Source organism: Diaminobutyricimonas aerilata (genome assembly GCF_002797715.1).
GTDB classification, from domain to species: domain Bacteria; phylum Actinomycetota; class Actinomycetes; order Actinomycetales; family Microbacteriaceae; genus Diaminobutyricimonas; species Diaminobutyricimonas aerilata.
On sequence record NZ_PGFF01000001.1, the window covers coordinates 3,305,645 to 3,331,253 of the forward strand.

22 protein-coding genes are annotated in these 25,609 nt (G+C 70.0%); 11 read left to right on the plus strand and 11 right to left on the minus strand.

Features of this window, described 5'->3' with window-relative positions; all coding sequences use genetic code 11:
* Positions 1–198 precede the first annotated feature (198 nt).
* The gene (locus CLV46_RS15700) at positions 199–1,272 is read left to right on the plus strand and encodes a threonine aldolase family protein (protein WP_100365640.1); all 1,074 of its coding nucleotides are present in this window, start codon (positions 199–201) and stop codon (positions 1,270–1,272) included.
* Between the two features lie 47 nt (positions 1,273–1,319).
* Here CLV46_RS15700 and CLV46_RS15705 read toward each other — a convergent pair whose 3' ends face one another.
* The 3 genes from CLV46_RS15705 to CLV46_RS15715 are packed head-to-tail and all read right to left on the minus strand — an operon-like array spanning position 1,320 to position 3,793.
* Positions 1,320–2,120, minus strand: coding sequence for an ABC transporter permease subunit (locus CLV46_RS15705; protein ID WP_100365641.1), 801 nt, complete (start codon positions 2,118–2,120; stop codon positions 1,320–1,322).
* Positions 2,113–3,045: an ABC transporter ATP-binding protein gene (locus tag CLV46_RS15710; RefSeq protein WP_100365642.1), complete on the minus strand. Its 933-nt coding sequence runs from the start codon at positions 3,043–3,045 to the stop codon at positions 2,113–2,115. Before CLV46_RS15710 ends, CLV46_RS15705 begins: the two co-directional genes overlap by 8 nt.
* Before the next feature lie 37 nt (positions 3,046–3,082).
* Positions 3,083–3,793 (minus strand): TetR/AcrR family transcriptional regulator, encoded by a 711-nt coding sequence (locus CLV46_RS15715; RefSeq protein ID WP_425430415.1) that lies wholly within the window; start codon positions 3,791–3,793, stop codon positions 3,083–3,085.
* 117 nt (positions 3,794–3,910) lie between these two features.
* Here CLV46_RS15715 and CLV46_RS15720 point away from each other — a divergent pair, with 117 nt between their 5' ends.
* The 4 genes from CLV46_RS15720 (at position 3,911) to CLV46_RS15735 (ending at position 7,656) form a co-directional block, all read left to right on the plus strand.
* Positions 3,911–4,384, plus strand: a complete 474-nt coding sequence (locus tag CLV46_RS15720) for an SRPBCC family protein (protein WP_100365643.1) — start codon at positions 3,911–3,913, stop codon at positions 4,382–4,384.
* A 78-nt stretch (positions 4,385–4,462) separates the two neighbouring features.
* Entirely contained in the window at positions 4,463–6,145 is a 1,683-nt protein-coding gene (locus tag CLV46_RS15725; RefSeq protein ID WP_100365644.1) for a long-chain-fatty-acid--CoA ligase, read from the plus strand.
* 70 nt (positions 6,146–6,215) lie between these two features.
* Positions 6,216–6,746, plus strand: coding sequence for a MarR family winged helix-turn-helix transcriptional regulator (locus tag CLV46_RS15730; RefSeq protein ID WP_100365645.1), 531 nt, complete (start codon positions 6,216–6,218; stop codon positions 6,744–6,746).
* Between the two features lie 124 nt (positions 6,747–6,870).
* Positions 6,871–7,656 carry an SDR family oxidoreductase gene (locus tag CLV46_RS15735; RefSeq protein WP_100365646.1) on the plus strand — a complete coding sequence of 262 codons (786 nt, stop codon included), beginning with the start codon at positions 6,871–6,873 and terminating at the stop codon, positions 7,654–7,656.
* A gap of 62 nt (positions 7,657–7,718) precedes the next feature.
* Here the strand turns inward: CLV46_RS15735 and CLV46_RS16750 are convergent, their stop codons facing one another.
* Positions 7,719–8,096, minus strand: a complete 378-nt coding sequence (locus CLV46_RS16750) for a nuclear transport factor 2 family protein (RefSeq protein ID WP_157802361.1) — start codon at positions 8,094–8,096, stop codon at positions 7,719–7,721.
* A 235-nt stretch (positions 8,097–8,331) separates the two neighbouring features.
* On the opposite strand from CLV46_RS16750, the gene CLV46_RS15745 reads away from it, so the two are divergent.
* The 3 genes from CLV46_RS15745 (at position 8,332) to CLV46_RS15755 (ending at position 11,995) form a co-directional block, all read left to right on the plus strand.
* A complete protein-coding gene (locus tag CLV46_RS15745; protein WP_100365648.1) occupies positions 8,332–9,321 on the plus strand; it encodes an LLM class F420-dependent oxidoreductase in 990 nt (329 codons plus the stop codon).
* 11 nt (positions 9,322–9,332) lie between these two features.
* Complete coding sequence (locus CLV46_RS15750) at positions 9,333–9,923, plus strand: TOPRIM nucleotidyl transferase/hydrolase domain-containing protein (RefSeq protein ID WP_100365649.1); 591 nt, start codon at positions 9,333–9,335, stop codon at positions 9,921–9,923.
* A 137-nt stretch (positions 9,924–10,060) separates the two neighbouring features.
* Complete coding sequence (locus tag CLV46_RS15755) at positions 10,061–11,995, plus strand: S16 family serine protease (protein WP_100365650.1); 1,935 nt, start codon at positions 10,061–10,063, stop codon at positions 11,993–11,995.
* Positions 11,996–12,192: 197 nt separating this feature from the next.
* Here CLV46_RS15755 and CLV46_RS15760 read toward each other — a convergent pair whose 3' ends face one another.
* The 4 genes from CLV46_RS15760 to CLV46_RS15775 form a co-directional block, all read right to left on the minus strand.
* A complete protein-coding gene (locus CLV46_RS15760; protein WP_170028606.1) occupies positions 12,193–14,940 on the minus strand; it encodes a DUF11 domain-containing protein in 2,748 nt (915 codons plus the stop codon).
* A 301-nt stretch (positions 14,941–15,241) separates the two neighbouring features.
* Positions 15,242–16,495, minus strand: coding sequence for an MFS transporter (locus CLV46_RS15765; RefSeq protein ID WP_100365652.1), 1,254 nt, complete (start codon positions 16,493–16,495; stop codon positions 15,242–15,244).
* Positions 16,496–16,683: 188 nt separating this feature from the next.
* Positions 16,684–17,733, minus strand: a complete 1,050-nt coding sequence (locus tag CLV46_RS15770; protein WP_100365653.1) for a zinc-dependent alcohol dehydrogenase family protein — start codon at positions 17,731–17,733, stop codon at positions 16,684–16,686.
* A 64-nt stretch (positions 17,734–17,797) separates the two neighbouring features.
* Entirely contained in the window at positions 17,798–18,490 is a 693-nt protein-coding gene (locus tag CLV46_RS15775; protein WP_100366111.1) for a type 1 glutamine amidotransferase domain-containing protein, read from the minus strand.
* A 115-nt stretch (positions 18,491–18,605) separates the two neighbouring features.
* Here CLV46_RS15775 and CLV46_RS15780 point away from each other — a divergent pair, with 115 nt between their 5' ends.
* Positions 18,606–19,505, plus strand: a complete 900-nt coding sequence (locus tag CLV46_RS15780; protein ID WP_100365654.1) for a LysR family transcriptional regulator — start codon at positions 18,606–18,608, stop codon at positions 19,503–19,505.
* Positions 19,506–19,646: 141 nt separating this feature from the next.
* Entirely contained in the window at positions 19,647–21,248 is a 1,602-nt protein-coding gene (locus CLV46_RS15785; protein ID WP_100365655.1) for a hypothetical protein, read from the plus strand.
* Between the two features lie 88 nt (positions 21,249–21,336).
* Here the strand turns inward: CLV46_RS15785 and CLV46_RS15790 are convergent, their stop codons facing one another.
* Positions 21,337–22,803 carry a sugar porter family MFS transporter gene (locus tag CLV46_RS15790; RefSeq protein ID WP_100365656.1) on the minus strand — a complete coding sequence of 489 codons (1,467 nt, stop codon included), beginning with the start codon at positions 22,801–22,803 and terminating at the stop codon, positions 21,337–21,339.
* 106 nt (positions 22,804–22,909) lie between these two features.
* Here CLV46_RS15790 and CLV46_RS15795 point away from each other — a divergent pair, with 106 nt between their 5' ends.
* Positions 22,910–24,148, plus strand: coding sequence for an MFS transporter (locus CLV46_RS15795; protein ID WP_157802362.1), 1,239 nt, complete (start codon positions 22,910–22,912; stop codon positions 24,146–24,148).
* On the opposite strand, the gene CLV46_RS15800 is transcribed toward CLV46_RS15795, so the two are convergent.
* Both CLV46_RS15800 and CLV46_RS15805 read right to left on the minus strand, forming a co-directional pair.
* On the minus strand, positions 24,145–24,549 hold the full coding sequence (locus CLV46_RS15800) for a GlcG/HbpS family heme-binding protein (protein ID WP_100365657.1): 405 nt from the start codon (positions 24,547–24,549) through the stop codon (positions 24,145–24,147). The two genes, CLV46_RS15795 and CLV46_RS15800, sit on opposite strands and share 4 nt — an antisense overlap.
* A gap of 49 nt (positions 24,550–24,598) precedes the next feature.
* Positions 24,599–25,597, minus strand: coding sequence for a zinc-binding alcohol dehydrogenase family protein (locus tag CLV46_RS15805; protein ID WP_100366113.1), 999 nt, complete (start codon positions 25,595–25,597; stop codon positions 24,599–24,601).
* Positions 25,598–25,609: the final 12 nt, after the last annotated feature.

Below are 25,609 nucleotides of genomic sequence, written 5' to 3' on the forward strand. Positions count from 1 at the left end.
GCACGTTTCTGCAGCTCGACGCGCGACGATGGCGCCAGTTGCAGGAGGTGGCGCCCGTCGCGCCAGGCGCCGTCCCTGGAAGTGGCGCCGAGGCGGACGCGCGAGGCGGGGCGGGGCGGATGCGCGGGCGCCGTCGGGCGCGAACCGTGCCGCGCCCTCGTGCGCGAACCGGGTCGCGCGGTCGGGGAGGATGGGAGGGTGACCGAACGCCTGCACGATCCCGCCCGCAAGGGCTTCGCCTCCGACAACTACGCGGGGGTGCACCCCGAGGTGCTCGCCGCACTCGCCGCGGCCAACGAGGGGCACCAGATCGCGTACGGCGAAGACGTGTACACCGCCCGGATGCACGAGGTCGTGCGCGCCGAGTTCGGGGACCGTGCCGACGTGTTCCCGGTGTTCAACGGCACCGGCGCGAACGTGCTCTCACTCACCGCGCTCATGCCGCGCTGGGGTGCCGTCATCGCCACCGGAACGGCGCACATCCACACCGACGAGGCGGGCGCGCCCGAGCGGGTGAGCGGGCTCAAGCTGCTCACGGTGCCGACCCCCGACGGCAAGCTCACGCCCGAACTCATCGCCACCGAGGCATGGGGATGGGGCGACGAGCACCGCGCCCAACCCCTCGCGGTGAGCATCACCCAGACGACCGAACTCGGCACCCTGTACACACCGGATGAGGTGCGCGCGATCGCCGACTACGCGCACGAGCACGGCATGGCGCTGCACATGGACGGCGCCCGCATCTGGAACGCGGCCGCCGCGCTCGGCGTGCCGCTGCGCGCATTCACGGCGGACGCCGGCGTGGACATCCTGAGCCTCGGCGGCACGAAGAACGGGCTGCTCGGGGCGGAGGCCATCGTCGTCATCGAGCCGGACCGCGCCCCGGGGCTGCTGTACCTGCGCAAGCTCAGCATGCAACTCGCGAGCAAGATGCGGTTCATGAGCGCGCAACTGCTCACCCTGTTCGACGACGGGCTCGGCATCCGCTCGGCCGCGCACGCGAACGCGATGGCCGCCCGGCTGCGCGACGCGCTCGAACGGCTCGTCGCCGACGGCGCGATCGACGGGCTGTCGTTCTCGCAGCCGACGCAGGCGAACGCCGTGTTCGCCGTGCTCGCGAACGACGTCGCCGACCGCATCCGCGAGCGGGTGCGCTTCTACGACTGGGATCGCGCGGCCGGCGAGGTGCGCTGGATGTGCGCGTTCGACACGACCGAGGCCGACGTCGACGGATTCGTCGAGATCGTGCGCGAGGAACTCACCCGCGCCTGAACGCCGGCGCGAAGGGCGAGCGCGGCGTGCACTCGCCCTTCGCGTGCTCAGCCCGTGATGTCGCGCACTCGCAGCACCACGGCGGATGCGGCGACGAGCAGGGCGCTCGATCCCCAGAGCAGCACGAGCCCGGGTCCGTCGGCGCCGTTCGTCAGCGGCTGCTCCTGGTAGGCCCACGAGTACGGCGACGCGGCCCGCACCCATTCCGCATCCGCCACCTGGTTGGCGATCGCGTTGAGCACGTAGCCCACGACCGCCACGCCGGCGCCCGCGGCGGTGGCGAGGATGCGGCGACCGGTCGACGCCCCGACCAGCAGCGCGACCGCGCCGGAGAGGAACGTCAGCCCGAGGAGAGCCGCCACGGCGGCGAGCAGGGCGCCCGGATCGATGTCGAGTTGGGACGGATCATCCAGCGCGAGCACGATGACGAAGGCGACGAGGCCGAGCCAGAGCAGGCGCGCGAGCACGGCGAGCGCCGACTCGAGCGCGTACTGGGCGCGCCCGACGCCGTGGGCGAGCGTGAGCTCCAGCCGCCCCGACTCCTCGGCGCCGGCGATCGCGCCCGACCCCCACGAGGTCGCCGCGATGACGAGCAGCAGGAACCCGATGAGCCCGAAGAAGGTGCCCTGCACGTATCCGGGACCCGAGGAGATCTGTTCGTAGCCGAGCGTCTTCACGAGCTCACGCGGCATGCTGTCGATGATCTGCTGCATCTCGCCGTTGCCGCCGATGCTCGGGAAGAGCGGCAGATACAGCAAGAGTGCCGCCGCGACGCCGAGGGTCCACGCGATCAGGGAGCGCCAGCTGTCGCCGAGGGCGCGGCGGAACACGGGAAGCGCCTCACGCACGGCGCACCTCCTCCCGTCCCTCGGAGGGACCGTAGAGCTGCAGCACCGACTCCTCGAGGTCGCGGGACTCGAGGTCGAGGTCGAGCACCCGGAGGGCCGCGAGCGCCTTGACGAGCGGGTCGATGTCGCCGTCGATCGTCGCCGAGACGTGGAGCGAGGTGTCCGCGGGATGGATCGCGAGCTCGCGGAGCGCGGGCACCCGCTGCAGGGTCGTCCTCACGCCCTCCTCCGTACCCGCGATCCGTGCCCGCACGTGCCGGACCCGGCCGAGTCGCAACGACGACACGTCACCCTCGGCGACGATGCGGCCGGAGCTGAGCACCGCCACCTGGTCGGCGGTCTGCTGGATCTCGCTCAACACGTGGGAGCTCAACAGCACGGCCTGTCCGTTCGCGCGCGCCTCGCGCACCATGCTGAGGAACTCGCGCTGCACGAGCGGATCGAGTCCACTCGTCGGCTCGTCGAGCACGAGCAGTTCCGGGCGGTGCATGAACGCCTGGATGAGTCCGAGCTTCTGCTTGTTGCCCTTCGAGAGCGTGCGCACCGGGCGGTTCAGGTCGAGCCCGAGCCGCTCCGCGAGCGCGTCGATGGTTCCCGGGGCGACGGGGCCGCTGATCCGGGCGTAATGCCGCAGGAGGCTGCGGCCGCGCACCCGCCCCTCGAGACGGAGTTCGCCGGGAACGTACCCGATCCGGCGCCGCAGTGCCGGGCCTCCATCGCGGGGAGATCGCCCGAGCACTCTGGCCGTGCCGGAGGTCGGCCGGATGATGTCGAGCAGCATTCGGAGGGTGGTCGTCTTTCCGGCGCCGTTGGGTCCGATGAGACCGAAGACGGTGCCGGGTTCGACCGTGAGGGACACGCCGCGCACCGCGTGATGTGCGCCGTAGCGTTTCGTCACGTCGACGAGTTCGATTGCAGGGGACATCCCTGCTCCTTTCAGGTGGAGAAGTGGTTCCGAAGGTTCAGACCGCCGCGCCCGCGGGCGGGTCGGGGTCTTGGTTCGGATCGTTCTCGCCCTTGTCGGAGCGGGGTCCGCTCGTGCGCTGGAGCGCGTCGCGCGCGCCGTCGAGGTAGCGGTCGTCGGTGTACAGGCCGTGTGTGTAGAGATCGAGGATGGGCAGGGTCGCGCGGCGCAGGGCCGCGCCGTCGAGCCGGCTGACGTCGAACGCGCGGGCCAGCTGACGCTGCATGACGAGCGGTGCGACGCCGTACAGCGTCAGGAACAGGGCGATGACGTCGCGGTCGAGGGGTTCCCGCATGATCCCGGCCTCGACCTGCTCGTCGACCATCGACCTCGTGAGGCCGAGCAGCTTGTCGAACAGCTCGTCGGCGCTTTCGGACGGTGCCGTGAGCATGCGCGCGAGGTAGTCGATGAGCGGCGCGAACCTCTCGGTGTCGCCGAACCAGCGGGCGATGGCACCGGCCGTGTCGCTGTGCAGCAGTTCCTCTTTGCGGCCGAGGAACTCCTCGACGACGAAGCCGTCGCACGCCCGACGCAGCCCTTCTTTGGATTCGAAGTGGTGGAGGACGAGCGCGGGGCTCACTCCCGCCTCCGCCGCGATGGCGCGCACCGACGTCGCCGCGAACCCGTCGCGCCCGAAGAGCCGCACTGCGGCGTCCCGGATGCGGGCCCGGGTCGTTCGGTCGTCGGATGCTGAACGCACGTTCAGCATGCTAAACGCTCGTTCAGTTGCCCGCAAGAGCACTCGCAACCGCAACGCAGGGGTTGCGTATTGGTCGTACTTGCGCAACCATCGAGTTGCACTACCGGACCACTCAAGGAGAACGACATGATCCTCAACCAGCCCTCCGTCGCGGACGAGACCGAACTGACCGTGCGGCGCACCATCGACATCCATGTCCCGCTCGAGAAGGTGTGGGCCGCCATCACCGAACCGGAGCACCTCGCCCGATGGTTCGGGCAGCGCGCAACCCTCGACGACCTCGCCGTCGGTGCTCGCGGCACGATGTCGTTCGACGGGTACGGCGACTTCCCGCTGCGCGTCGAGGAACTCGACCCTCCGCGGACGATCGCCTACCGGTGGACCTCCGAGAGCACGCGCGCCGAGGATTACGCCCAAGAGGACTTCGCACAGTCGACGGTGTTCCGCTTCACGCTCGAACCGGTCGCCGACGGCACCCGCCTCACTGTCGACGAGAGCGGCTTCGAATCCCTCGTCAACCCCACCGCGAGCCTCGAGGGCAACCGCCTCGGGTGGGACTCCGAACTCGACGAGCTCGTCGCATACCTGCAGGCGGAGTGAGCGGCCCGGGCACACCGGCGTCGAATGCGGAGGCCGTGCTTGCGCGGGCGCGCCACCCGCGTTGCCTAGGCTGTGCGGGTGAGTACTGACGCTCCCCGCCCCTGGGTCTCCAGCTACGCCGCCGGCGTTCCCGACGACCTCGCCCCCTCATCCGATTCGCTCGTCGACCTCATCGAGGGCTCGGTACGCGACTGGGGCAGGCACACCGCCCTCGAGTTCTTCGGGTCGACGATGCGGTACAGCGAACTCGGCGACCAGATCTCCCGCGTCGCGCAAGGGCTGCGCAAGCTCGGCGTGCGCAAGGGCGACCCTGTCGCCATCGTGCTGCCGAACTGCCCGCAGCACGTCGTCGCGTTCTACGCGGTGCTGCGCCTCGGTGCGATCGTGGTGGAGCACAACCCGCTCTACACCGCGCGCGAGATGCGGCACCAGTTCGAGGATCACGGCGCCAAGGTCGTGATCGCGTGGGACAAGGTCGTCGCGACGCTGCAGGAGTTCCCGGCCGATGTGGCGGTCGACACCATCGTCTCGGTCGACATCACGCGGGCGATGCCGCTGCGGTTGCGCGCCGCGCTCGCCCTGCCGATCCCGAAGGCGCGGCGCTCGCGCTCGGACCTCACCGCGAAGGTGCGCGGCACCGTGCCGTGGAAGAAGCTCGTCGAGGGGTCGCACCTGCGCAAGTCGGTGCCGGCGCCGACCGCCGACGACGTCGCCCTCATCCAGTACACGAGCGGCACGACCGGAACCCCGAAGGGCGCGACCCTCACCCACCGCAACCTCGTCGCGAACGCCGCGCAGTCGCGCGCGTGGGTGCCCGAGATCGAGCGCGGCACCGCCGTCGTCTACGCGGTGCTGCCGCTCTTCCACGCCTACGGGCTCACCCTCTGCCTCACCTTCGCGATGAGCATGGGGGCGCGGCTAGTGCTGTTCCCGAAGTTCGACCCCGACCTCGTGCTGCCGGTGATCAAGAAGCGCCCGCCGACGTTCCTGCCCGCCGTGCCGCCGATCTACGAGCGGCTGACCGCCGCCGCGGCGAAGAAGAAGGTGTCGCTCGAGGGCATCCGCATCGCCATCTCGGGCGCGATGCCGTTGCAGGAATCCGTCGTCGAACCGTGGGAGGCCGCGACCGGCGGCTACCTCGTCGAGGGCTACGGCCTCTCGGAGACCTCCCCCGTGCTCATGGCGAACCCGGTCGCCGACCACCGCGTGCCCGGCACGGTCGGACTCCCGCTGCCCGGCACCGAGGTGCGCGTCGTCGACCCCGAGGATCCGACCCGCGACCTGCCGATCGGCGAGGCGGGAGAGCTCATCGTGCGCGGACCGCAGGTGTTCTCCGGGTACTGGAAGAAGCCCGACGAGACCGCGGAGGTGTTCGTCGACGGATGGTTCCGCACGGGCGACATCGTGACCCTCGACGAACGCGGATTCGTGCGCATCGTCGACCGCATCAAGGAGCTCATCATCACCGGCGGCTTCAACGTGGCGCCGAGCGAGGTCGAGGATGCCCTGCGCGGCTACGAAGGCGTCGCGGATGTGGCGGTCGTCGGCATGCCGGGCGCCCATAGCGGCGAGGAGGTCGTCGCCGCCGTCGTCGTGGCGCCGGGCGCCACGGTCGATGGCGAGAGCCTGCGCGCGTGGGCACGCGAGAAGCTCACGCCTTACAAGGTGCCCCGCCGCGTCGTGATCGTCGAGGAGCTGCCGAAGTCGCTCATCGGCAAGGTGCTGCGCCGAAAGGTGCGCGATCAGCTGCTCGAGCAGTAGTCAGCGGGCTCTCGGCACGGCGATGCCTTCGCCGACGCCGGCTCGCGAGTGCGCTCAGTAGAGTCGTGGAATGGGCGACAGTGCAGACTCGGCGGTGGCGCGACCGCGCCGCGCGAGTGACTTCCCGTACCGCTCCGAGTTGCTCGCCAACCTCAGTGCGCTGATCCTGCTGTGGGACTCGCCCGCCCTTCAGGGTGAGATCCTCGCGAAGAGCGGGGAGAGCATCGACCAGCAGTCGCACGCGACCCTCAGGCATCTGCTCGCCTGGGGCCCGATGCGGCCGTCCGCCCTCTCCGAGGTGCTGTCGACCGGGGCGTCGCACGTGAGCAAGATCGTGCGTCGGCTCGAGGCGGACGGCTTGGTGCAGCGGAGCACCGACCCCTCCGACCGCCGGGCCACCCTCATCAGCCTCACGGAAGCCGGCGAGAACGCGGCCCGCGGCGTGTACGCCCTGGGCGATCGCATGATCGCCGAGGTGCTCGATGGGTGGACCGCCGGCGACATCGCCACCTACACCGATCTGACGAAGAGGTTCGTCAAAGACGCGATCACTTCGGCCGAGAAGATGCTCGAACGGGGCCTCCTGCCACCCGAGGAGTGAGCCCTCACCCGCCGCTTTTGATGTCCATTCGGACACTAATGATGATACTGTCCTAGAAGACAGGTTCTTTCGGCCGCGACGTCGCGTCGGGCCGGAAGACTTCATCGAGCGACGGGAAGCACACATGGCAAGCACGGATCGCGATCGACTGGACGGCCGCCGAACCCTGGTCACCGGAGGAACCAAGGGCACCGGCGTCGCGGTCGTGGAGAGACTCCGGGAACTCGGCGCCGACGTCTACGTGTCGGCCCGTTCGATGCCCGACGGATACGGGTACCCCGACCGGTTCATCGCCGCCGACACCTCCACGCAAGAGGGCACCGATCTCGTCGCCGCACAGATGCAGCAGGCCGGCGGAATCGACATCCTCGTGCATGTCGTCGGCGGATCATCGACCCCAGCGGGTGGCTTCGCGGTCATCTCCGACGAGCAATGGATCGCGGAGCTCCAGCTGAACCTTCTCGGCGCCGTGCGACTCGACCGCGCTCTCATCCCCGGCATGATCGCGAAGGGATCCGGTGTCGTCCTCCATTTCACCTCGATCCAGCGCCAGCTGCCGCAGTGGGAAGCAACGCTCCCCTATGCGGCGGCGAAGGGCGCGCTCCGCACCTACAGCAAGGGACTCGCCACCGAACTCGCGCCGAAGGGCGTGCGCGTCAACGCGATCAGCCCCGGCGGCATCCGGACCGAGGGTGCCGAGGCGTTCTACGACCGGATCGCCGACGCGAACGGGATCACCCGCGAAGACGCTGCACAGCGGGTGATGGACTCGCTCGGCGGCGTCCCTCTCGGCCGCTTCGCCGAAACGGAAGAAGTGGCCGACCTGGTCGGCTTCCTGGTCTCCGACCGAGCGTCCTCCATCGTGGGTGCGGAGTTCGTGATCGACGGCGGAACAGTCCCGACCACCTGAGGACTCCGACGACGAGAAGAGGCCGCCCCCGGCTGGGGGCGGCCTCTCCTCGTATCCGCCAGCTAAGCGGCCTGCGCCGGGGCGAAATCGAGCTGGACGATGCGTCCGTCCTCGTCGAGATGGAACTGGTACTCCAGCTCCGCGACGCCGCCGGGGAAGTCCCCCTCGAGGCGGTACGACGCGCCCACCATCCCATCGACCTCGCGCGCCCGGAGGAACGTGAGCGTGGTGGTGTAGAGGTCGATCTCCTTCTGGATCCACGCGCGGATCTCGTCCCGACCGCGATGGGTCTCGCCTTGGTCCGAGACCACGGCGTGCTGGGCGAACAGTCCTTCGACCCTGTCCGCTTCGCGCCCCTGCCATGCATCGACGAAACCCTCCACCGCGGCCGGTAGTTCGTTGCTTTCCAATTTCCTGCCCATCACCTGTTCCCTTGTCATGACGAGGTCTCTCGTGCGCTTGGCGAGGCGGACCTCCTGCGGCCCCACAAGGCGTGAAACCGTCCTGAAAGACAGTATCATTTTACTGTCCGCAGGGACAGTACTTCGGAGCGAACTGCCGTGCGCCCTGCGTCGACACGGCGGCTTCGCGCGCCTGCTCGACCAGCGGAACGTTCCCTGAGCCTGTCGAAGGGAACCGGGCCACCGGATGCATCCGACCCCTAGGCTCGGATCCATGCGATTCGGGATGTTCGTTCCTCAGGGTTGGCGCCACGATCTGATCGGCATCGAGCCGGCCGATCATTGGCGGGTCATGTCCGATCTGGCCCGCGCGGCCGACGCCGGACCGTGGGAGTCGATCTGGGTGTACGACCACTTCCACCCCACCCCCGTTCCGACGAACGAGGCGACGCACGAGGCGTGGAGCCTCATGGCCGCCTTCGCCGCCTCCACGGAGCGCGTGCGACTCGGGCAGATGTGCACGTGCATGAGCTACCGCAACCCCGCCTACCTCGCGAAGGTCGCCGCGACCGTCGACATCGTGTCGGGCGGACGCACCGAGATGGGCATCGGCGGCGGCTGGTACGAGCACGAATGGCGGGCCTACGGATACGGTTTCCCCGCGATCGGCGAGCGCCTCGGCCGACTGCGCGAGGGCGTCGAGATCATGCACCAGGCGTGGACGACGGGTTCCGCGACACTCGACGGCAAGTACTACCAGGTCGACGGCGCCCTCGTGAACCCGCAGCCGCTGCAGCAGGGCGGCATCCCGTTCTGGATCGCGGGCGGCGGCGAGAAGGTCACCCTGCGCATAGCCGCGCAGTACGCCGGCTACACGAACTTCGCGGGCACGCCGGAGGAGTTCACACACAAGAGCGAGGTGCTGCGCGGCCACACCGACGACCTCGGCCGCGACTTCGACAGCATCGTGCGCAGCTCGAACTTCAACACCATCCTGGCCACGAGCGAGGCGGAGGTCGCGGAGCGGATCGACGCGATCGAGGCGCGCGTGACGCCCGCGCTCGGCGCGGACGGCGCCGCGAAGTTCGTCGCGGAGTACCGCAACGGCGCTCCCGCCGTGGGCACGCCCGAGCAGGTCGTCGAACGGCTGCGCGAGCGCGAGGCGCTCGGCCTCGGCTACTCCATCCACTACTTCCCCGAGGCGGCGTACGACCGCAGCTCGATCGAGTTGTTCGAGCGCGAGGTCGTGCCGGCGCTGCAGTAGGCGAGGGCAGGATGGGCGCGTCGAGCCGGGCGCGCACCGTCGTGCTCGTCGAGGGCGAGAGCGATCGGCTCGCGCTCGCCGCTGCCGCCCGCCGGCTCGGCGTCGACCTCGGGGCGTCGTCGGTCGAGGTGCTCTCGATGCGGGGGATCACCAACCTGCGCGCACACCTGCTCGCGCATGCCGCGGGGCCCGACCGGACGCGCATCCTCGGCCTCTACGACACCAACGAGGTGGGGCAGGTCGTGCGTGCGCTCGCGGCGGTCGGGATGCTGCGGACGGTTCCGGTCGACCCGGCGGCACTCGAGTCGCTCGGCTTCTACGGGTGCGTCGGCGACCTCGAAGACGAGGTCATCCGCGCCGCCGGATCGGCGGAGGTGGAGCGCTCGCTCGCCGCGTCGGGCGATCTCGCCAAGTTCCGGACCTTCCAGAGTCAACCGGCGCAGCGCGAGCGGACGATCGAGGCGCAACTGCACCGCTTCGCCGGCACCGCGAGCGGTCGCAAGGCGGGGTTCGCCGTCGACATCATCTTGCGCATCCCGGCGGAGCGGATGCCCGGTCCGCTCGTGCGGCTCATCGCCGACGCCGTGGGCGAACCGAGCTGAGGACATCCGTCGCCCGAACGTTGACAGGGATTCACTCCCTGCTGTTACAGTGCCATGCACGTCGTGCCCCGAACGGGGGTCAGGGCGTCGCTCGCCACAAGCGAGGCCCCCGCCCGCATCCCGCCCGGAGTCCCCCTGTGCGTTCCCGTTCCCTCGCCCTCACCACCATCGCCGCCGCGATCACCGCGTCGCTCGCCGGCTGCACGCTCATCCCGAACCTCACCGGAGGCGGAGGCGGCGAAACCTCCGCGACCGGGTACCGCGCCGACTCGGTGGAGCTGCAGGTGCTGTACGCGGCCGGCGACACCGGCGGCGTCGCCACCCAGCACATCTCCGTACGCCCGTCGGATGACGGCGACATCAGCGTCGACATCAGCGAAGACGAGGTCTCCGGCGTGGGCGACATGACGCGCGCCGCATCCTGGAACGCCCTCTCGGTGACGACGCTGCTCACGGGCGCGCCGCTCGACGTGAACTACCGCTTCGCGTTCGACGGCCGCATCGACGGACCGAGTGCCGGCGCGCTGACCACCGTGGGACTGCTGTCGATGTACTACGGCACCGAGATCGACCCGACCAAGACGATGACGGGCACGATCAACCCGACCGGCACGGTCGGCACGGTCGGCGGCATCCCCGAGAAGATCCAGGGCGTCATCGACGCGGGCGAGATCGAGACGGTGCTCATCCCCGCAGGGCAGCGCAACGTTCCCGACAACGCGGGCACCCTCGTCGACGTCGTCGAGCTCGGCGCCGACAACGACCTCGAGGTGATCGAGGTCGCCGACGTGTACGACGCGTACGAACGGCTCACCGGCGAGCAGCTCCCGGTGCCCCAGCAGGGCAGCGATCTGCAGGTCACCGGTCGCGCGTACGACAAGTTCAAGAGCGCGACGGATGCGACCCTCGCCCGCTTCGATCGCGCGTTCGCGGAGTTCTCCGGCCTCGACCCGGTCGTCCAGGCCGGGGCGCAGCCGAACGTCGACGAGGCGGTCGGGTTCGCCGACCGTGCTCGCAGCCTGCAGCAGCAGGGACTGCAGGGCGGGGCGTTCTTCGAGGCGGGCAGCGCGGCGATCCTGATGGAGGCGGTCAACAACTCGTTCCGCACCGTGCAGAACCTCCTGCTCGGCGACATCAACGCGATCAGCACGCGCCTCGACGCGGCGGCGAGCGTCGAGGCCGAGGTGAACGCGTTCCTCGACCAGCTGAGCACGTATCAGCCGAAGACCCTGAACGACGCGGACGCGCTGATCAGTGCATACGGCGGCACGTTCGACTCGTTCTCGTTGCTGCAGTTCGCGCGCTCCGCGTTGCAGAACATCTTCGACAAGGCGGCGAACGGCGAGTACACCGACCCGCAGCAGCTCATCACCGACGCCCTCATCAACCTGCTGTACTTCGACTTCGCGCAGGGCCAACTCGAGTTCGTGCGCTCCGGTTTCGACGTGGGCCGCGACAACGACGGCGCCCCGATCGCGAAGGACGCCGACCTGGATGCGATCGGCTCGTTCCTGCGCCGAGCCGCGGATGCGAACGCGGCCGCCTTCGAGAGCGGCGTCATCCAGCCCGCAGCCGAGGGACGCGGCTGGTCGAACGACGTGTTCCGCAACGCGCTCGGCGGGGTGGATCTCGACGTCGCACTCGCCTTCACGGCGCAGCAGTCGCTGCCCGCGATCGAGCAGTACATCGACGACAGCGACAACGCGGCCTTCGCGGCGATGGGCTACGGCAGCGTCAACTTCGCCCGCAACGCGGTGCTGCTCGAGAAGTACTACAACAACGGCGTGCTCGACGAGAACCTGATGCTCGTGGGTGTCAACTCCGAGACGATCCTCACGCGGGCTCTCGACCTCGGCCGTTCACAAGCGGGCGCATCCGCATCCATCCTCGTCGACAACGGCACCGACCCCGTGCTCGCGACGGGCTCGTTCGAGCAGGCGAACGTGCTGCGGGAGGGCGACGTGCTGCAGAAGTTCCAGGCGATCGCGCAGTACTCGTCGATCTTCGTCACCGCGCGGGTGCTCGCCTACGCCGGCGGCTTCGAGCGCGACGGTTACGACGCGGCCGACTGACGCGCCGCATGCGCGGGCCTCGCGCGCTGCGCGGGCACCCGATGCCACGAGTTGGCGAAACCCACCCGAAACCGGGTGCCCATAGGGATGGATTCGACAACTCGCGAACCGAGTCCGGGCAAATCGCGGGTAGCCGTCACTGAGACGCGATCGGGGCCGGTCCCGAAGGAACCGGCCCCGCGCTATCGCGCCTCAGTTCAGGCGTCGCCCTCCCGACGCGCGGCCTGGCGACGGACCATCAGCGTGGCCCCACCGAGCAGGAGAAGGAGGAATCCGACGCCCACAGCGGGACCGGCGAACTCGGCACCCGTCGCGACCAGACCGCGCCCACCGGCACCGCTGCCGCCGGTGGTCGGCGGCGTGGTCACGACGGCGCCCACCTCGATCGTCGCGGTCGACGGCGCGGAGACCGTCGGGTCACCGGCGGGAGTGGTGCCCGTCGCGGCGGCCGTGTTCGTCAACTCGCCGGCGTCGACATCCTCGGCCGTCACCGTGTACGTCGCGGTGCAGGTGAGGGAATCGCCGGGGGCGAGCGGGTCGGTCGCGGGACACGTCACAGCGGAGAGCTCACCGGATCCGGAGAACTCGACCTCGTTGACGGCCGGAGCCGCGATCGTCACGTTGCCGGTGTTGGTGAGGAGGAACGAGTACTCGATCACCTGGCCGGCGACGGCGACGTCCGCATCCGCGGTCTTGACGAGGGTCAGCGCCGGGGCCGGATCAATCGTCACCTGGGCCGTCGAGGGGTCCGAGCCGATCGGGACCCCCGACGGCGGCGTTCCGCCGACGGCCGCGGTGTTCGTGATCCCGCCGGCGTCGACGTCGGCCTGCGTCACTTCGTAGGTGGCGGTGCAGGTGATGAACTGGCCCGCGAAGATCGTCGTCGTCGGGCAGTCGATCGCAGAGACTTCACCCGTTCCGGAGAAGTCGCCCTCGTCGATCACCACGTCGGTCAGCGTCACATTGCCGGTGTTCGTCACCAGGAACGAGTACTCGACGACCTGCCCGGCCTCGCTGATGTCGCCTTCGGCGGTCTTCACGACGCTGATCCCCGGCTCCTCGGGGGTCGGGATGGTGACCTCGGAGGGCGCGGAGGTGATCGGCGTGCCGTCGGCGGGAGTGCCGGATGCGGTCGCCGAGTTCGTGACCTCACCCGCGTCGACGTCCTCCGGAGTGAGCGTGTAGGTCGCCTCGCAGATCACCTGCGCGTCGACGGCGAGGGTGGTCGCGGGGCAGGTGACTGCGGAGAGTTCGCCGGTGCCCGAGAACGTGCCCTCGTCGACCGTGATGTCCGAGAGCGGCACGTTCCCCGTGTTGGTGACGACGAAATGGTAGGTGATCTCCTGACCGGGCTCGAGCGTGCCGGAGGACGGGTCGGCGGACTTGACGAGCGTCAGAGCCGGCGCCGGTGCCTCGGTGGGCGTCGACGTGGTCGACGGGGTGGAGGTGAACTCCTGGCCGTCCGGCGTGCTGGCGGAGACGGTCGCGGTGTTGATCACGGCGCCCGCGGTGACGTCGTCCGCGGTGACCGTGTACACGGACTCCGCGGAACACGTCGTGGTGCCGCCGACGGCGAGCGTCGTCACCGGGCACGTCACGTCGCCCACCTTCGGGTCGTCGACCGCGATGTCGGAGAGGTCGAGCTGCCCCGTGTTGGCGACATCGAAGGTGTACTGGATCGTGTCGCCGGCGTCGGTGATGCCGTTCTCGTTGACGTCGACCGGCACGCCCGCGTGCTTGGTCAGCGACATGCCCGCCAGCGGAGCGGTGCTCGTCGACGTGTTGTTGCCGGGGGTCGGGTCCTCCTCGTTCGACGTCACCGTTGCGGTGTTCGCAACGGCCGAGGTGACGTTGGCGGGAACGTCGGCGGTGATCGTGTACGTCGCCGAGCTGCCGGCGATGAGGCGGCCGCCGACGCAGCGGACGTCGTTGCCGGTCACCGTGCACGCGTCATCCGTGCTCTGCACGTTCGTCAGCGGTGCGGGAACGGCGTCGTTGACGACGAAGCCGCTCGAGTTGCCCGGTCCGTTGTTCGTCACGGTGAGCGTGTAGCTGGCGGTGCCGCCGGCCGGCACGACCGATGCGGGACCGGTCTTGACGACCGAGAGGTCGGTCGGCAGACCCCCCACTGCGGCGCCGTCGTTGTTCCCGCTCGCGGGACCCGCGCTGACCGCCACGAGCGTGAAGGTGGGCGTGGCGGCGGCAGGGTCGGTCACCCCGACCTGGAGCACGTCACCGGTGGTATTGACCGAGAAGCCCAGGTTGCCGTTGCCGAAGGTCCACGCGGCCCCTGCGAAGCCGGAGGCTTGGAAGGAGGTCGTGAAGGTGTCGACCACGCCCGTCGTGGGGTGGATGCGCTGGATCACGGCCGTCGTGCCAGAAGTCAGGAGTCCCCAGAAGTAGCCGTCCGCATAGGCGAGGTCGGCTACGAGGTTCGGGGCGTTCAGCGTGAGGGTGCGCACGACAGCGCCGGTGGTCACATTGATGACGTTCATCAACCTCTCGCTGCCGGCACCGCTGCTGCCGATGTAGAGGTAGCCGTCAGGGCCGAACACGCCCACGTTCCAGTTCGTCGCGGTGGGGTAGGTGGCCGTGCCGACGCGCGTGAGCTGCCCCGACTGCCCGATCCGCACGAGGGAGTTGTCGGGGAACGCGGCGTTTCCGCCACCCGTCACGACGATGCCGTACAGGTAGTTGTCGGCGGTGTTGTAGGAGATCGCGTTGTAGGTGATCGGCGACGCCGCACCCTCCGGGGCGAAGCTCACGGTGCCACTGTCGTCGGTGGTCGCCCGGGACAGCGCCGTCGGCTGACCCTGAGCGACGAAGACCAGCGGATCGACGGCCGAGAACGGGTCGCCGGGTGCCGCATGCGCGGGCGTCACGGTGAGCAGCGATCCGGCGAGCGCCGACGCCGCGAGCGCCAATGCGCCGACCGAAGCGAGCACCCGGGTCCTCCGGGAACGAATCGCCGGCAGCACCCCGGCCCCGGCCGCGGAGCGCTCGCGCCCCGCTCGACGATACGACTCCATCAGATCCCCCTCGTTCACGGACTACTCCCCCGGTGCCGTGCAGGCACCTATGCCTCCCGCAATCATGTCGGACGTTTCACATCCGATCCAGTCGCACGACGGGATTGCAGGCGAGCGCACCCGCCATCCGCCGAAGTCGCAGCTGGGCACGGTCACGTGCGCGAGCACTGTGCACGAGTGCGACTTCGACGTACGGGGCGACGACGGACGCCACGGGTCACGCGGCCGGGCGCTCCCAGGCGGGCACGTCCTCGACGTCGCGCACCCCGCGGAGGGCGAGGAACAGCACGACCGGGCACAGCACGAGCAGCACGCCGGAGAGCAGCACCGTCTCGCGCGCGCCGATGAGCTCGCCGAGCACGCCGCCGACGATCGCGCCGAGCGGGAACAGGAACATGATGAGCACCCGCATGGTGGCGTTCACCCGGCCCAGCAGTTCGTCCGGGCAGAGCTGCTGACGGAGACTGACGTTCGTGATCGAGTAGACGATCTGCCCGAACTCGCCGGCGGCGATCCCGGCGACGAGCAGCAGCACACCCCATCCGGGCTGGGCGAACGCGCCGAGCACGCTCAGCGGGGCCGTCACCGCGAGCGACACCCACACGATGCGCGCCGACCCCACCCACCGCGCGAACCTCGGGGTCAGCGCCGCGCCGGCCATCACCGTGACCGAGCCGACGGCGATGACGAGCCCGATGCCGGCGGCCGGCAGGTTGAGGATGCGCGACATGAAGATCACGTTCACGGCCGAGGCGATCGCGAATGAGAAGTTGATAGCCGCGCTCGCGATGGCCGTCGCCCGCAGGATGCGGTTGTGGACGACGAAACGCAGCCCCTCCACGATCTGCGACCGCATCGAGGGACGGCGCTCCGGCACCGGGATCGCCTCCTCACGGGTGCGGATCGCGACGAGGGTCCAGGCCGAGAGCGCGAAGGTGACCGCCTGCACGAGCACGACGTTCGCGGCGCCGAGCAGCCCGACGAGCACACCACCGAGCCCCGGACCGGCCACCTGACCGGATGCCCGCACGAACTCCATCGAGGAGTTCCCGGCGAGCACGCGGTCCTTGCCGACGACCGAGGGGATGTAACTCTGGTAGCCGACGTCGAAGAACACGCGGGCGACGCCGACGAGCAGCGAGACGATCACGAGCTGCAGGATCGTCAGCACCCCGAACCACGCGGCGATGGGGATGGTGGCGAGCAGGATCGCGCGCGCGAGATCGCTCGCGATGAGGATGCCGCGGCGGTGCATCCGGTCGAGCCAGGCGCCCGCCTGCAGTCCGATGAGCGCGAAGGCGATCGTCGACGACGCGTTGATGATGCCGACCTCGAGCGACGAGGCGTGCAGGGTGAGCACCGCGAGCAGCGGGATGGCGACCGAGCTGACCTGGGTGCCGAGCTGGCTGGTGGTCTGACCGAGCAGCAGCAGCCGGAAGTCGCGGTGCGCGAAAAGGGAAGGGTGCGACATGTGTTGGAGCCTCACGAGTAGTGGATGGGATTCGATCCCCACCCACCAGCTCCACGAGAAGCGTCGCTAGGGGGGGTCAACTTTAGTCGCGCAACTTCGACGGGTCAACCGCGGGTGCGTCCGCTCCCTGAGCCTGTCGAAGGGAGCCGCCGCACGACCCGCTTCGACAAGCTCAGCGAGCTACCGGGTCAGGGGCGCACGAGCACCTTGATGGCGCGACGCTCGTCCATGGCGGCGTACGCCTCGGCGATGTCGTCGAGCGGCAGCTCGAGGTCGAACACGCGGCCCGGCTGCAGCGAGCCGTCCCACACCTCGGGCAGCAGCTCCTCGACATAGTTGCGCACCGGCGCGACACCACCGCGCACGCTCACGTTCGTCTGGAACATGCGCCGGATCGGCAGCTCGGCTCCGCCGTTCGGCACGCCGACGAAGCCGACGCGGCCGCCGGGGCGCGCGGAGCGCAGGGCCTGGTCCATCGACTCCGCGGTGCCGACGCACTCGAGCACGCAGTCCGGGCCGATGCCGTCGAAGAGCTCGTGGATGCGCGCGATGCCCTCCTCTCCGCGCTCGGCGACCACCTCATCCGCACCGAACTCGCGGGCGAGCGCCTGACGCTCGGGGTTGCGCGACATGGCGACGACGCGCTCCGCGCCGAGTCGCTTGGCGGCGAGCACGGCGCACAGCCCGACGGCGCCGTCGCCCACCACGACGACAGTGCTGCCGGGGCCGACCTCGGCCGCGACCGCGGCGTGGTGTCCGGTGCCCATCACATCCGAGAGCGTGAGCAGGTGCGGCACGAGCTCCGGCGCCGGCATCGACGGGGTGGCGACGAGGGTGCCGTCGGCGAGCGGAACACGCACCCGCTCGCCCTGACCGCCGTCCGCGAATCCGCCGAACCGGTCGTCTTCGCCCCACCAGCCGCCGTGCAGGCAGGAGGTGCTGACACCGTTGCGGCAATTGGCGCACGTCATGTCGCACACGTAGAACGGGGCGATGACGAAGTCGCCGACCCGAATGCGCTGCACGTCGGGCCCGACCTCCTCGACGACACCGACGAACTCGTGGCCGATGCGGTGCGGCTCCTCCGTGGGCGTGACACCCCGGTAGGGCCACAGGTCGGAACCGCACACGCACGCGGCGACGACGCGCACGATGGCGTCGGCTCCGGTGGAGAGCACGGGGTCGGGAACGGTTTCGAGGCGCACGTCGCGGGCGGCGTGGATGACGGTGGCACGCATACCGGCAGGTTAGCCCGACCCGAATGGGCTGTCAGCCGCTACCAAGATGCCGCGTGGTCCGCGCTCAGCGCCGGGCGAGCTCCTGCACGATCCGCTCCGCGGTCGCGACGCTCGACTGCGGGTTCTGCCCGCTGATGAGGCTGCCGTCGGCGACGACGGTGCTGCTCCACGGCGCGCCGGACTGCACGTCGACGCCGAGCTCACGCAGGCGCGACTCGACGAGGTACGGGGTCCGCTCCCCGAGCCCGCCGATCCGCTCCTCCTCGTCGGTGAACACGGCGAGGTGACGTCCCGCGAGCGCGAACGCGCCGTCGGATCGCACGGCGCTGAGGAGCCCGGCCGGTCCGTGGCAGAGCACCCCGACGACCGCGTTCCGGTCGACCGCATCGACCAGAAGGCGTCCGAGGTGCTCGTCGGTGGCGAGGTCGGCCATCGGCCCGTGACCGCCGGGGAGCACGATCGCGTCGTAGTCGCCGTCCCCGATGCCGCTCAAGTCGAGCGGGGTGCCGAGCGCGGCGTCGATCGAGTCGAGGTACTCCCGCAGGGCGGCGCCCTCGGTGGTCGTGTCGTCCAGGCTCCCGGGGTCCACCGCGGGGCGTCGACCGCCGGGTGTCGCGATGTCGACCCGGTGACCGGCCGCGGTGAGTCCGCGGTGCAGTTCGACGAGCTCTTCGGCCCAGAAGCCGGTCGGGTGAGCGGTCCCGTCGGTCAGCGTGATCCGGTCCGCGCCGGTCACGACCATGAGTACGTCAGCCATCGTCATCTTCTCCTTCTCGTGGTTCCGGCTCGGTCGAGCCACGGAGGGGAACCCTGTCGGTATCGGTGCGATTCCATGCCAGACTTGGCTGCAATAGATTTCTTGATGGGATGGAATGCGGGACCTCGATCTGCTCGGCACCTTTCTCGAGGTGCACCGGCGCCGCTCCATCACCGCGGCGGCCGCCGCGCTCGGCTTGAGTCAGCCGGCCGTGAGCGAGCGATTGGCGCGGCTCGAGGCGCAACTGGGAGCCCCGCTGTTCACGAGGTCGTCCCGAGGAGTCACAGCGACGCTGGAAGGTGATCGACTCGCCGCGCGGGTGGGCGAGCCGGTGGACCGACTGCGGGAGGTGTGGGCGCAGGATGACGACGGCACTGTCGGCGTGGTCCGCATCGGCGGCGCCAGCGACGTCGTCGCGAGCCGCGTCGTCCCCGCCCTCGCCCCGCTCACAAGGCGGGGTGTCGTGCTGCGCTTCACGCTCGGACTCGCGCCCGATCTACTCGACGCCCTGGGTCGCGGCGAACTCGACCTCGTCGTCTCCTCCATCCGACCCACCTCCGCCACGATCCGTTCCCGCGGGCTGATCGACGAGGAGTTCGTGCTCGTCGGGGCACCCTCGCTCGCGGCGACAGTCGACCGAGACCTCCTCCAGACGTCGCCCGCCACGGCACTCGCCCACCTTCCGCTCGTCGCCTACGACGAACAGCTGTCGATCGTCCGGCGGTACTGGCGCAGCCAGTTCGGGCATCGCCCTGCGAACACCCTCAGCGTCGTCGTGCCCGATCTCCGTGGCGTGCTCGCGGGCGTCATCGCCGGCGCGGGCATCTCGGCCGTGCCCCGCTACCTCGCCGACCCGGCCGTCGCCAACGGGAGCGTCGAGGTGCTCCACCGCCCCCTCGAGGCGCCGATCAACACCCTGCACCTCGCCATCGCCGCCGACCGCGCCCCGGATGCGCCGACCACGGCAGTCATCGACCGTCTGCTCGAGCAGGCGCGCACGTGGGACGTCTTCTGACTCCATCCCGGCTCGTGGATGAGGCGCGGCGCAGATCGGGACGCCGGATGACGTCGTGAGACGCCACCCTTCCGCACCGAGTGTTCTACCCCCTAGATTAGCGACGTATATTCACGCCCACTCCCCCAACTGAGGAGCAGCATGCGCACGAGGCACAAATTCTGGTCGGCGGTCACCGCCGCGCTCATGGTCGGTGGGGGTGTCCTCCTGCCGGCGACGGCGGCCTCGGCCGCACCCACCGGCGAGATCACCGTCGCGGACGACTACTTCGTCCCGGGAAGCTGGGGTGACGGCATCGACTACACGATCTCGGGGTTCACGCCCGACTCGCAGGTTCAGCTGCTGCTCAGCAGGATCGAGCAGAACAGCTCGATCGCCGACTTCACATTCGTCACCGTCGACAGCACAGGAAGCTTCACGGGGAAGTGGGCCTCCGGCGCCATCTCGCCCGAGCTTCCTGGGGAGAGCGGCTACCCCCGCTACACGATCAGCGCCAACAGCACCTCCGGCGATCCCATCGAGGCGCCGGCAGTGCCGCTCGTGATCCAGGAAGCACCGGCGGGCCCGCGCGAGGCCGTGCTCGAGATCGCGGACACGACGTTCCCCGAGACCGCCAACTGGACCGAGCCCATCGTCTTCACCGGCTCCGGCTTCACCCCCGGCGCCACGGTGACGGTCACCCTCAACGTGTCGAGTTCCCCGAGTGGCGGTGACAGCGTGCCTTTCCAGGTCACCGCTAACGAGCAGGGCGAGATCACGGGCGAGCTTGTCCCGGGCGCCGGCTTCGCCGCGACCCCGCCCGGCGACTCCGGCTACCCGCAGTACTCGGTCGGTGCGACCGAGTACCCCGAGGGCGGCGGAGATCCCGTCGCGCAGTCCGAATGGGTGAACCTGACCATCGAGCCCGCGCCCGAGCCGGAGCCGGAGCCCGTCACGCCGGTCATCGTCGTGACCGACACCGTGTTCACCGCCGGCAGCTGGGGCACGGGCATCGCCTATCGCGGAACCGGATTCAGCCCGAACGCCGAGGTGTTCGTCGTGCTCGAAGCAACCCGCGTCGGTTCGCCGGAGTACGAGTTCATCACGGTGACTGCGGACGCGAACGGCAATGTAAGCGGCACCTTCCTGCCGCAGGAGATAGCGGCCGAGCTGCCCGACGACTCGGGGAACCCGCAGTACTACTTCTACCTCGGTCAAGAGGAACCGACCTTCGGGATCAGCAACGAGATCCGGCTCTCCGTCGTCGAGGACGCGGCCACCGCACCCCGCGTCGGCGGACCGGAGCTCGTGCAGATCAGCGACCTCGCCGACGGCGTGCAGTTCCCCTTCGCGAACTTCGGCCCTGAAGAGGAGGTGGCGTTCGTGGTGTACCGCTACGAGAACGGAGAGCGCGTCAACGTGGCCACCGGCACCGCAACCAGCAACGCCGATGGCGCGGGCGTGGTCGAGTTCTCGGTCGACGGACTGACCGCGGACACGGCGCTGTTCATCTCGCTCGAGGGCCTCGACAGCGGTCTCACCGCCGAGCGGTCGTTCACGGCGGTCGTCGCTCTTCCGACCGATCCGGGCACCGGCGGCCCCGCCGCGCCGGCTCCGGCCGCTCAGAGCCCCGCCCGCCTCGTGAACACCGGCATGGACCTCGCCACGGCGAACACGGCCGGCCTCGCGGCTCTGGTGCTGCTCCTCGTGGGCGGCGGCGCGTTCGTCGCAGCCCGTCAGGTGCGACGCAGCGAGCAGAAGTAGCGCGAAAAACACGAACGCGAAGGGCGCCCGGAGCGATCCGGGCGCCCTTCGTCGTTTCGTCGACCGGCGGCGACGCCGCCCTTACGACTCAGCCGCGGCGGTCGATCCCCGCGCCGCCGGCCTTCGCCGACTTGCGGGGCGGAAGCAGCGTGTCGGCGTCCTCGAGCGACATGCCGTTCGTCTCGGGCACCTTGACGAGCACGAAGACGAACGAGAGGGCGGCGAACACCGCGTACATGCCGTAGGTGAAGACGAGGGAGAACTCCGACAGGGGCGGGAACGACACGGTGATGAGGAAGTTCGCGATCCACTGCGCCATGGCCGCGACGCCGAGCGCGCGGGCGCGGATGCGGTTGGGGAAGATCTCGCCGAGCAGCACCCACACGAGCGGGCCCCACGACGCGCCGAACGAGACGACGAAGACGTTCGCGGCGACGAGCGCGACCGGACCCCAGCCGCCGGGCAGGCTCGGGGCACCGTCCACGACCTCCGCCTGGCTGAAGGCGAGGGCCATCGTGCCGAGCGACAGGGCCATGCCGATCGAGCCGGTGAGCAGGATGGGGCGGCGGCCGATGCGGTCGACGAGCGCGATCGCGATGAGGGTCACGAGCACGTTGGTGACCGAGGTGATCACCGAGACGGTGAAGGAGTCCTTCTCCTCGAACCCGACGGAGCGCCACAGCGTCGTCGAGTAGTAGAAGATCACGTTGATTCCGACGAACTGCTGGAAGACCGAGAGGATGATGCCCATCCACACGATCGGTTTCAGCCCGAACCGGTCACCGCGCAGGCTGACACCCTTGGTCTTCTCGTCCTCCTTCACCGACTTGCGGATGTCGAGCATCCACTGTCCGGTGTCGGTGCCCGGCGCGATCGAGCTGAGCACGCGTTCGGCGTCCTTCTCCTTGTCGTGCATGACGAGGAAGCGGGGCGACTCGGGCAGGGCGAGAGCGATGAGGCCGTAGACGATGGCGGGGATCGCGGCCGCCGCGAACATCAGCCGCCACGCAGCGATCCCGAGGAGGGAGGGCTCGCCGGCGCCGCCCGCGGTGTTGGCGAAGAGGGCGTCGCTCAGCAGCGCCGCGAAGATTCCGAGCGTGATGGCCAACTGCTGCAGCGAGGCGAGCCGGCCGCGCACGTGCTTCGGCGCGATCTCGGCGATGTACGCGGGGGCGATGACCGACGCGATGCCGATGCCGAGGCCGCCGATGACGCGCCACAGGATGAGGTCCCACACGGCGAACGCGGCGGCGGAGCCGACGGCGCTCACGAAGAACAGGATCGCGCCGACGAGCATGGTCGGGATGCGGCCGTATCGGTCGCCGATGCGTCCGGCGAAGTAGGCACCGGCGGCGCACCCGAGCAGGGCCGAGGCCACCGCGAAGCCGGCGAGCGTCGGACCGAGATCGAACTCGGTCGTGATCGCGTCGACGGCGCCGTTGATGACCGACGAGTCGAAACCGAACAAAAAGCCGCCGACGGCTCCGGCGATCGAGAGCCCGATCACCTTGGCGTTGGTCTTCGGATTCGGCTCGTTCTGTGTCGTCTTGGTCACCGCAGAACCCTACGCCGATCCATACGGCGCGCAGCGCGAGCACGGCTCGCTTTCAGGCAGCGTGGGGTACTCCGCCATGTCGGCGTCAGACGCGAGAATCGGTCGAATGGATGAACGTGCATCCCGCCGCCCGTTCGCGGCACTCCTGCTCTCGGTGACCGGGGCGAATCTCGGCGACGGCATCATGATCACCGCGGGCGCTCTGCTCGCCGCGACGCTCACCCGGGATCCGGTGCTCGTCGCGGGGGTGGTGACGGCACAGCGGTTGCCGTGGTTCCTGCTCACGCTCGTCGCCGGGGTGATCGTCGACCGCGCCGACCGGCGCCTCCTCATGATGGCGGGCAACGGAGCGCGCGCCGTCGCCCTCGCGGCCCTCGCCGTCACGGTGGCGACCGACACCGCATCCCTGCCTCTGCTGTATGCGGTCGCGTTCGTGCTCGGGGCGGCGGAGACGGTGATCGACAACGCCTCGCTCGCGCTCATGCCGGCGATCGTGCCGCGCCAGCGCTACAACCAGGCGAACGGCCGGATCGCTTCCGCTCAGTCCCTGTTCAACGAGCTCATCGGTCCGCCGATCGGCAGCGTGCTGTTCGCCGTCGCGGCCGTCGCCGCGTTCGCGACCGGGAGCGTCGCCTTCGTGCTCGGTGCGATCGTGCTGCTCGCGGTCCCGCGGCAGCCGCGCCCCGCGGCGGCGCCGGCCCGGTTCATCGCCTCGCTCGGTGAAGGGCTGCGGGTGTACTGGTCGACGCCGCTGCTGCCCCTCATGTCGGCGATGGCCGGCGTGAGCAACCTGTGCTTCTCGGCCGCCACCGGCATCATGGTGCTCGTCGCGCAGGACCGGCTCGGCATCGACGGTGCCGGGTTCGGGGTGCTGATCGCGGCCGGCTCCGTCGGCGGAGTGCTGGGCGGCCTGTGCGGGCCGTGGTTCGTGCGCCGGATCGGCGAGGGTCCGACGATCTTCATCGCCAACCTGACCCCGGCGATCGGCTTCGCCGCGTTCGTCGTCACCGACTCCCCCGTGATCGCCGGCGCGGCCCTCGCCCTGTGGTCGTTCGCGGCGATGACCGGCAACGTCGTCGTCATGACGTTCCGGCAGTCGTCCGTGCCCGATCACCTGCTCGGACGGGTCACGAGCGCCTATCGGCTTGTCGCCATGGGCGCACTGCCGCTCGGCGCGATCGTCGGCGGAGCACTGGCGAGCTGGTTCGGGCTCACGGCGCCGTTCGTCTTCGGCGCGGTGGCGATGGCCGTCATGGCGTTCGCGCTGCTGCCGGTCATGACGACGCGACGACTGCGCGCCGTCATGACCGGGAAGCACCGCGACGAGGAGGACGTCGCCGGTTAGAGCGCCGCGATCGCGGCCTCGGCGACCTGCACATCCTGGTCGGGCGTGCCGCCGCCCACGCCGATCGCACCGATGACGGCGCCGTCGGCATCGTTGATCGGCACACCGCCGGCGACGAACGTGAGCTGCTCGGCGGTGGCGCCGTCGAGCGTGTAGAGCGGTGCACCCGGCTGGACCGCGCCGACGAGGTCCCGCGTCGGCGTCATGAAGAAGACGGCCGTGCGGGCCTTCGCGAAGCTCGAGTCGATCGACACGAGCGGGGCGCCGTCCTGGCGCACGGACGCGACCATTCGCGCGCCGCCGTCGAGCACGGTGAGCGTCGACGGCGCGCCGAGCTCGGCAGCACGCGCGGCGCCGGCGGCGAGGATGCGCTGGGCCTGGTCGAGGGTGATGTTCGTCATGGTGTTCTCCTTCGGTTGGGGGTGGGGATGGATGGATGGATGGACGGATTCAGTGGCGGACGAGCACGACTTTCCCGATGGTGGTGCCCGATGCGACGAGCCGGTGCGCCTCGCGCAGCCCCTCGGCGTCGAGTCGGGGGATGACCGTGGTCGCAGTCGTGCGCAGCTCCCCCGCGTCGACCAGGCGGCTCACCTCGTCTAGGAGCCGCCCCTGCTCGCCCATGTCGGGCGTCTCGAACATCGGCCGGGTGAACATGAGCTCCCAGTGCCAGGCGATCGACTTGCGCTTGAGGGGCATGAGGTCGAGGCCGCGTGGGTCGTCGATCGCGGTGATGTGCCCGAACGGCCGCACGATCTCGGCGAACGCCGGTACGTTGCCCGCGGAGTGTGCGGTGAACAGGTAGTCGACCCCGCGGGGCGCGATCGCCGTCACCTGGGCGACGAGGTCACGGTGGTCGACGACGTGGTCCGCGCCGAGCGCCTGCACCCATTCGCGGCTCTCGGGCCGCCCGGCCGTGGCGATCACGGTGAGGCCGGTGAGCTTCTTGGCGAGCTGGACGAGGATCGACCCCACTCCGCCGGGGGCACCGACGACGACGAGCGTGCCCGTGCTCTCCGCGGTGAGTCGGAACCGGTCGAAGAGCGTCTCCCACGCGGTGATCGCGGTGAGCGGCAGCGCTGCCGCCTCCGCGTGGGTGAGCGAAGCCGGCTTGCGGCCGACGATCCGCTCGTCGACGGCGTGCAGTTCGGCGTTCGTGCCCGGACGCCCGAGGTCGCCGGCGTACCAGACCTCGTCGCCGGGCGCGAAACGCTCGACCCGGTCGCCCACGGCTTCGACGACGCCGGACGCGTCCCAGCCGAGCTGCCGGGTTCCGGTGCGCAGTCCCGCGCGGGACTTGGTGTCGACCGGGTTCACCGACACGGCGTGCACGCGCACCAGCACGTCGTGCGAGCGCAAGGCGGGCACGGGCACCTCCTCGGCGACGAACACGTCGGATGCGTCGAGGTCGCGTCCGGATCGGGCGAGATAGGCGGTGGTGGTCGGCATGACGGGTTCCTT

Bases quoted from the DNA above. Each gene is read 5' to 3' on its own strand.
- CLV46_RS15710 (WP_100365642.1), bottom strand. From the start codon at position 3,045: ATGTCCCCTGCAATCGAACTCGTCGACGTGACGAAACGCTACGGCGCA.
- CLV46_RS15715 (WP_425430415.1), bottom strand. From the start codon at position 3,793: ATGCTGAACGTGCGTTCAGCATCCGACGACCGAACGACCCGGGCCCGC.
- CLV46_RS15720 (WP_100365643.1), top strand. From the start codon at position 3,911: ATGATCCTCAACCAGCCCTCCGTCGCGGACGAGACCGAACTGACCGTG.
- CLV46_RS15730 (WP_100365645.1), top strand. From the start codon at position 6,216: ATGGGCGACAGTGCAGACTCGGCGGTGGCGCGACCGCGCCGCGCGAGT.
- CLV46_RS15735 (WP_100365646.1), top strand. From the start codon at position 6,871: ATGGCAAGCACGGATCGCGATCGACTGGACGGCCGCCGAACCCTGGTC.
- CLV46_RS16750 (WP_157802361.1), bottom strand. From the start codon at position 8,096: ATGACAAGGGAACAGGTGATGGGCAGGAAATTGGAAAGCAACGAACTA.
- CLV46_RS15745 (WP_100365648.1), top strand. From the start codon at position 8,332: ATGCGATTCGGGATGTTCGTTCCTCAGGGTTGGCGCCACGATCTGATC.
- CLV46_RS15750 (WP_100365649.1), top strand. From the start codon at position 9,333: ATGGGCGCGTCGAGCCGGGCGCGCACCGTCGTGCTCGTCGAGGGCGAG.
- CLV46_RS15765 (WP_100365652.1), bottom strand. From the start codon at position 16,495: ATGTCGCACCCTTCCCTTTTCGCGCACCGCGACTTCCGGCTGCTGCTG.
- CLV46_RS15770 (WP_100365653.1), bottom strand. From the start codon at position 17,733: ATGCGTGCCACCGTCATCCACGCCGCCCGCGACGTGCGCCTCGAAACC.
- CLV46_RS15775 (WP_100366111.1), bottom strand. From the start codon at position 18,490: ATGGCTGACGTACTCATGGTCGTGACCGGCGCGGACCGGATCACGCTG.
- CLV46_RS15780 (WP_100365654.1), top strand. From the start codon at position 18,606: ATGCGGGACCTCGATCTGCTCGGCACCTTTCTCGAGGTGCACCGGCGC.
- CLV46_RS15785 (WP_100365655.1), top strand. From the start codon at position 19,647: ATGCGCACGAGGCACAAATTCTGGTCGGCGGTCACCGCCGCGCTCATG.
- CLV46_RS15795 (WP_157802362.1), top strand. From the start codon at position 22,910: ATGGATGAACGTGCATCCCGCCGCCCGTTCGCGGCACTCCTGCTCTCG.
- CLV46_RS15800 (WP_100365657.1), bottom strand. From the start codon at position 24,549: ATGACGAACATCACCCTCGACCAGGCCCAGCGCATCCTCGCCGCCGGC.
- CLV46_RS15805 (WP_100366113.1), bottom strand. From the start codon at position 25,597: ATGCCGACCACCACCGCCTATCTCGCCCGATCCGGACGCGACCTCGAC.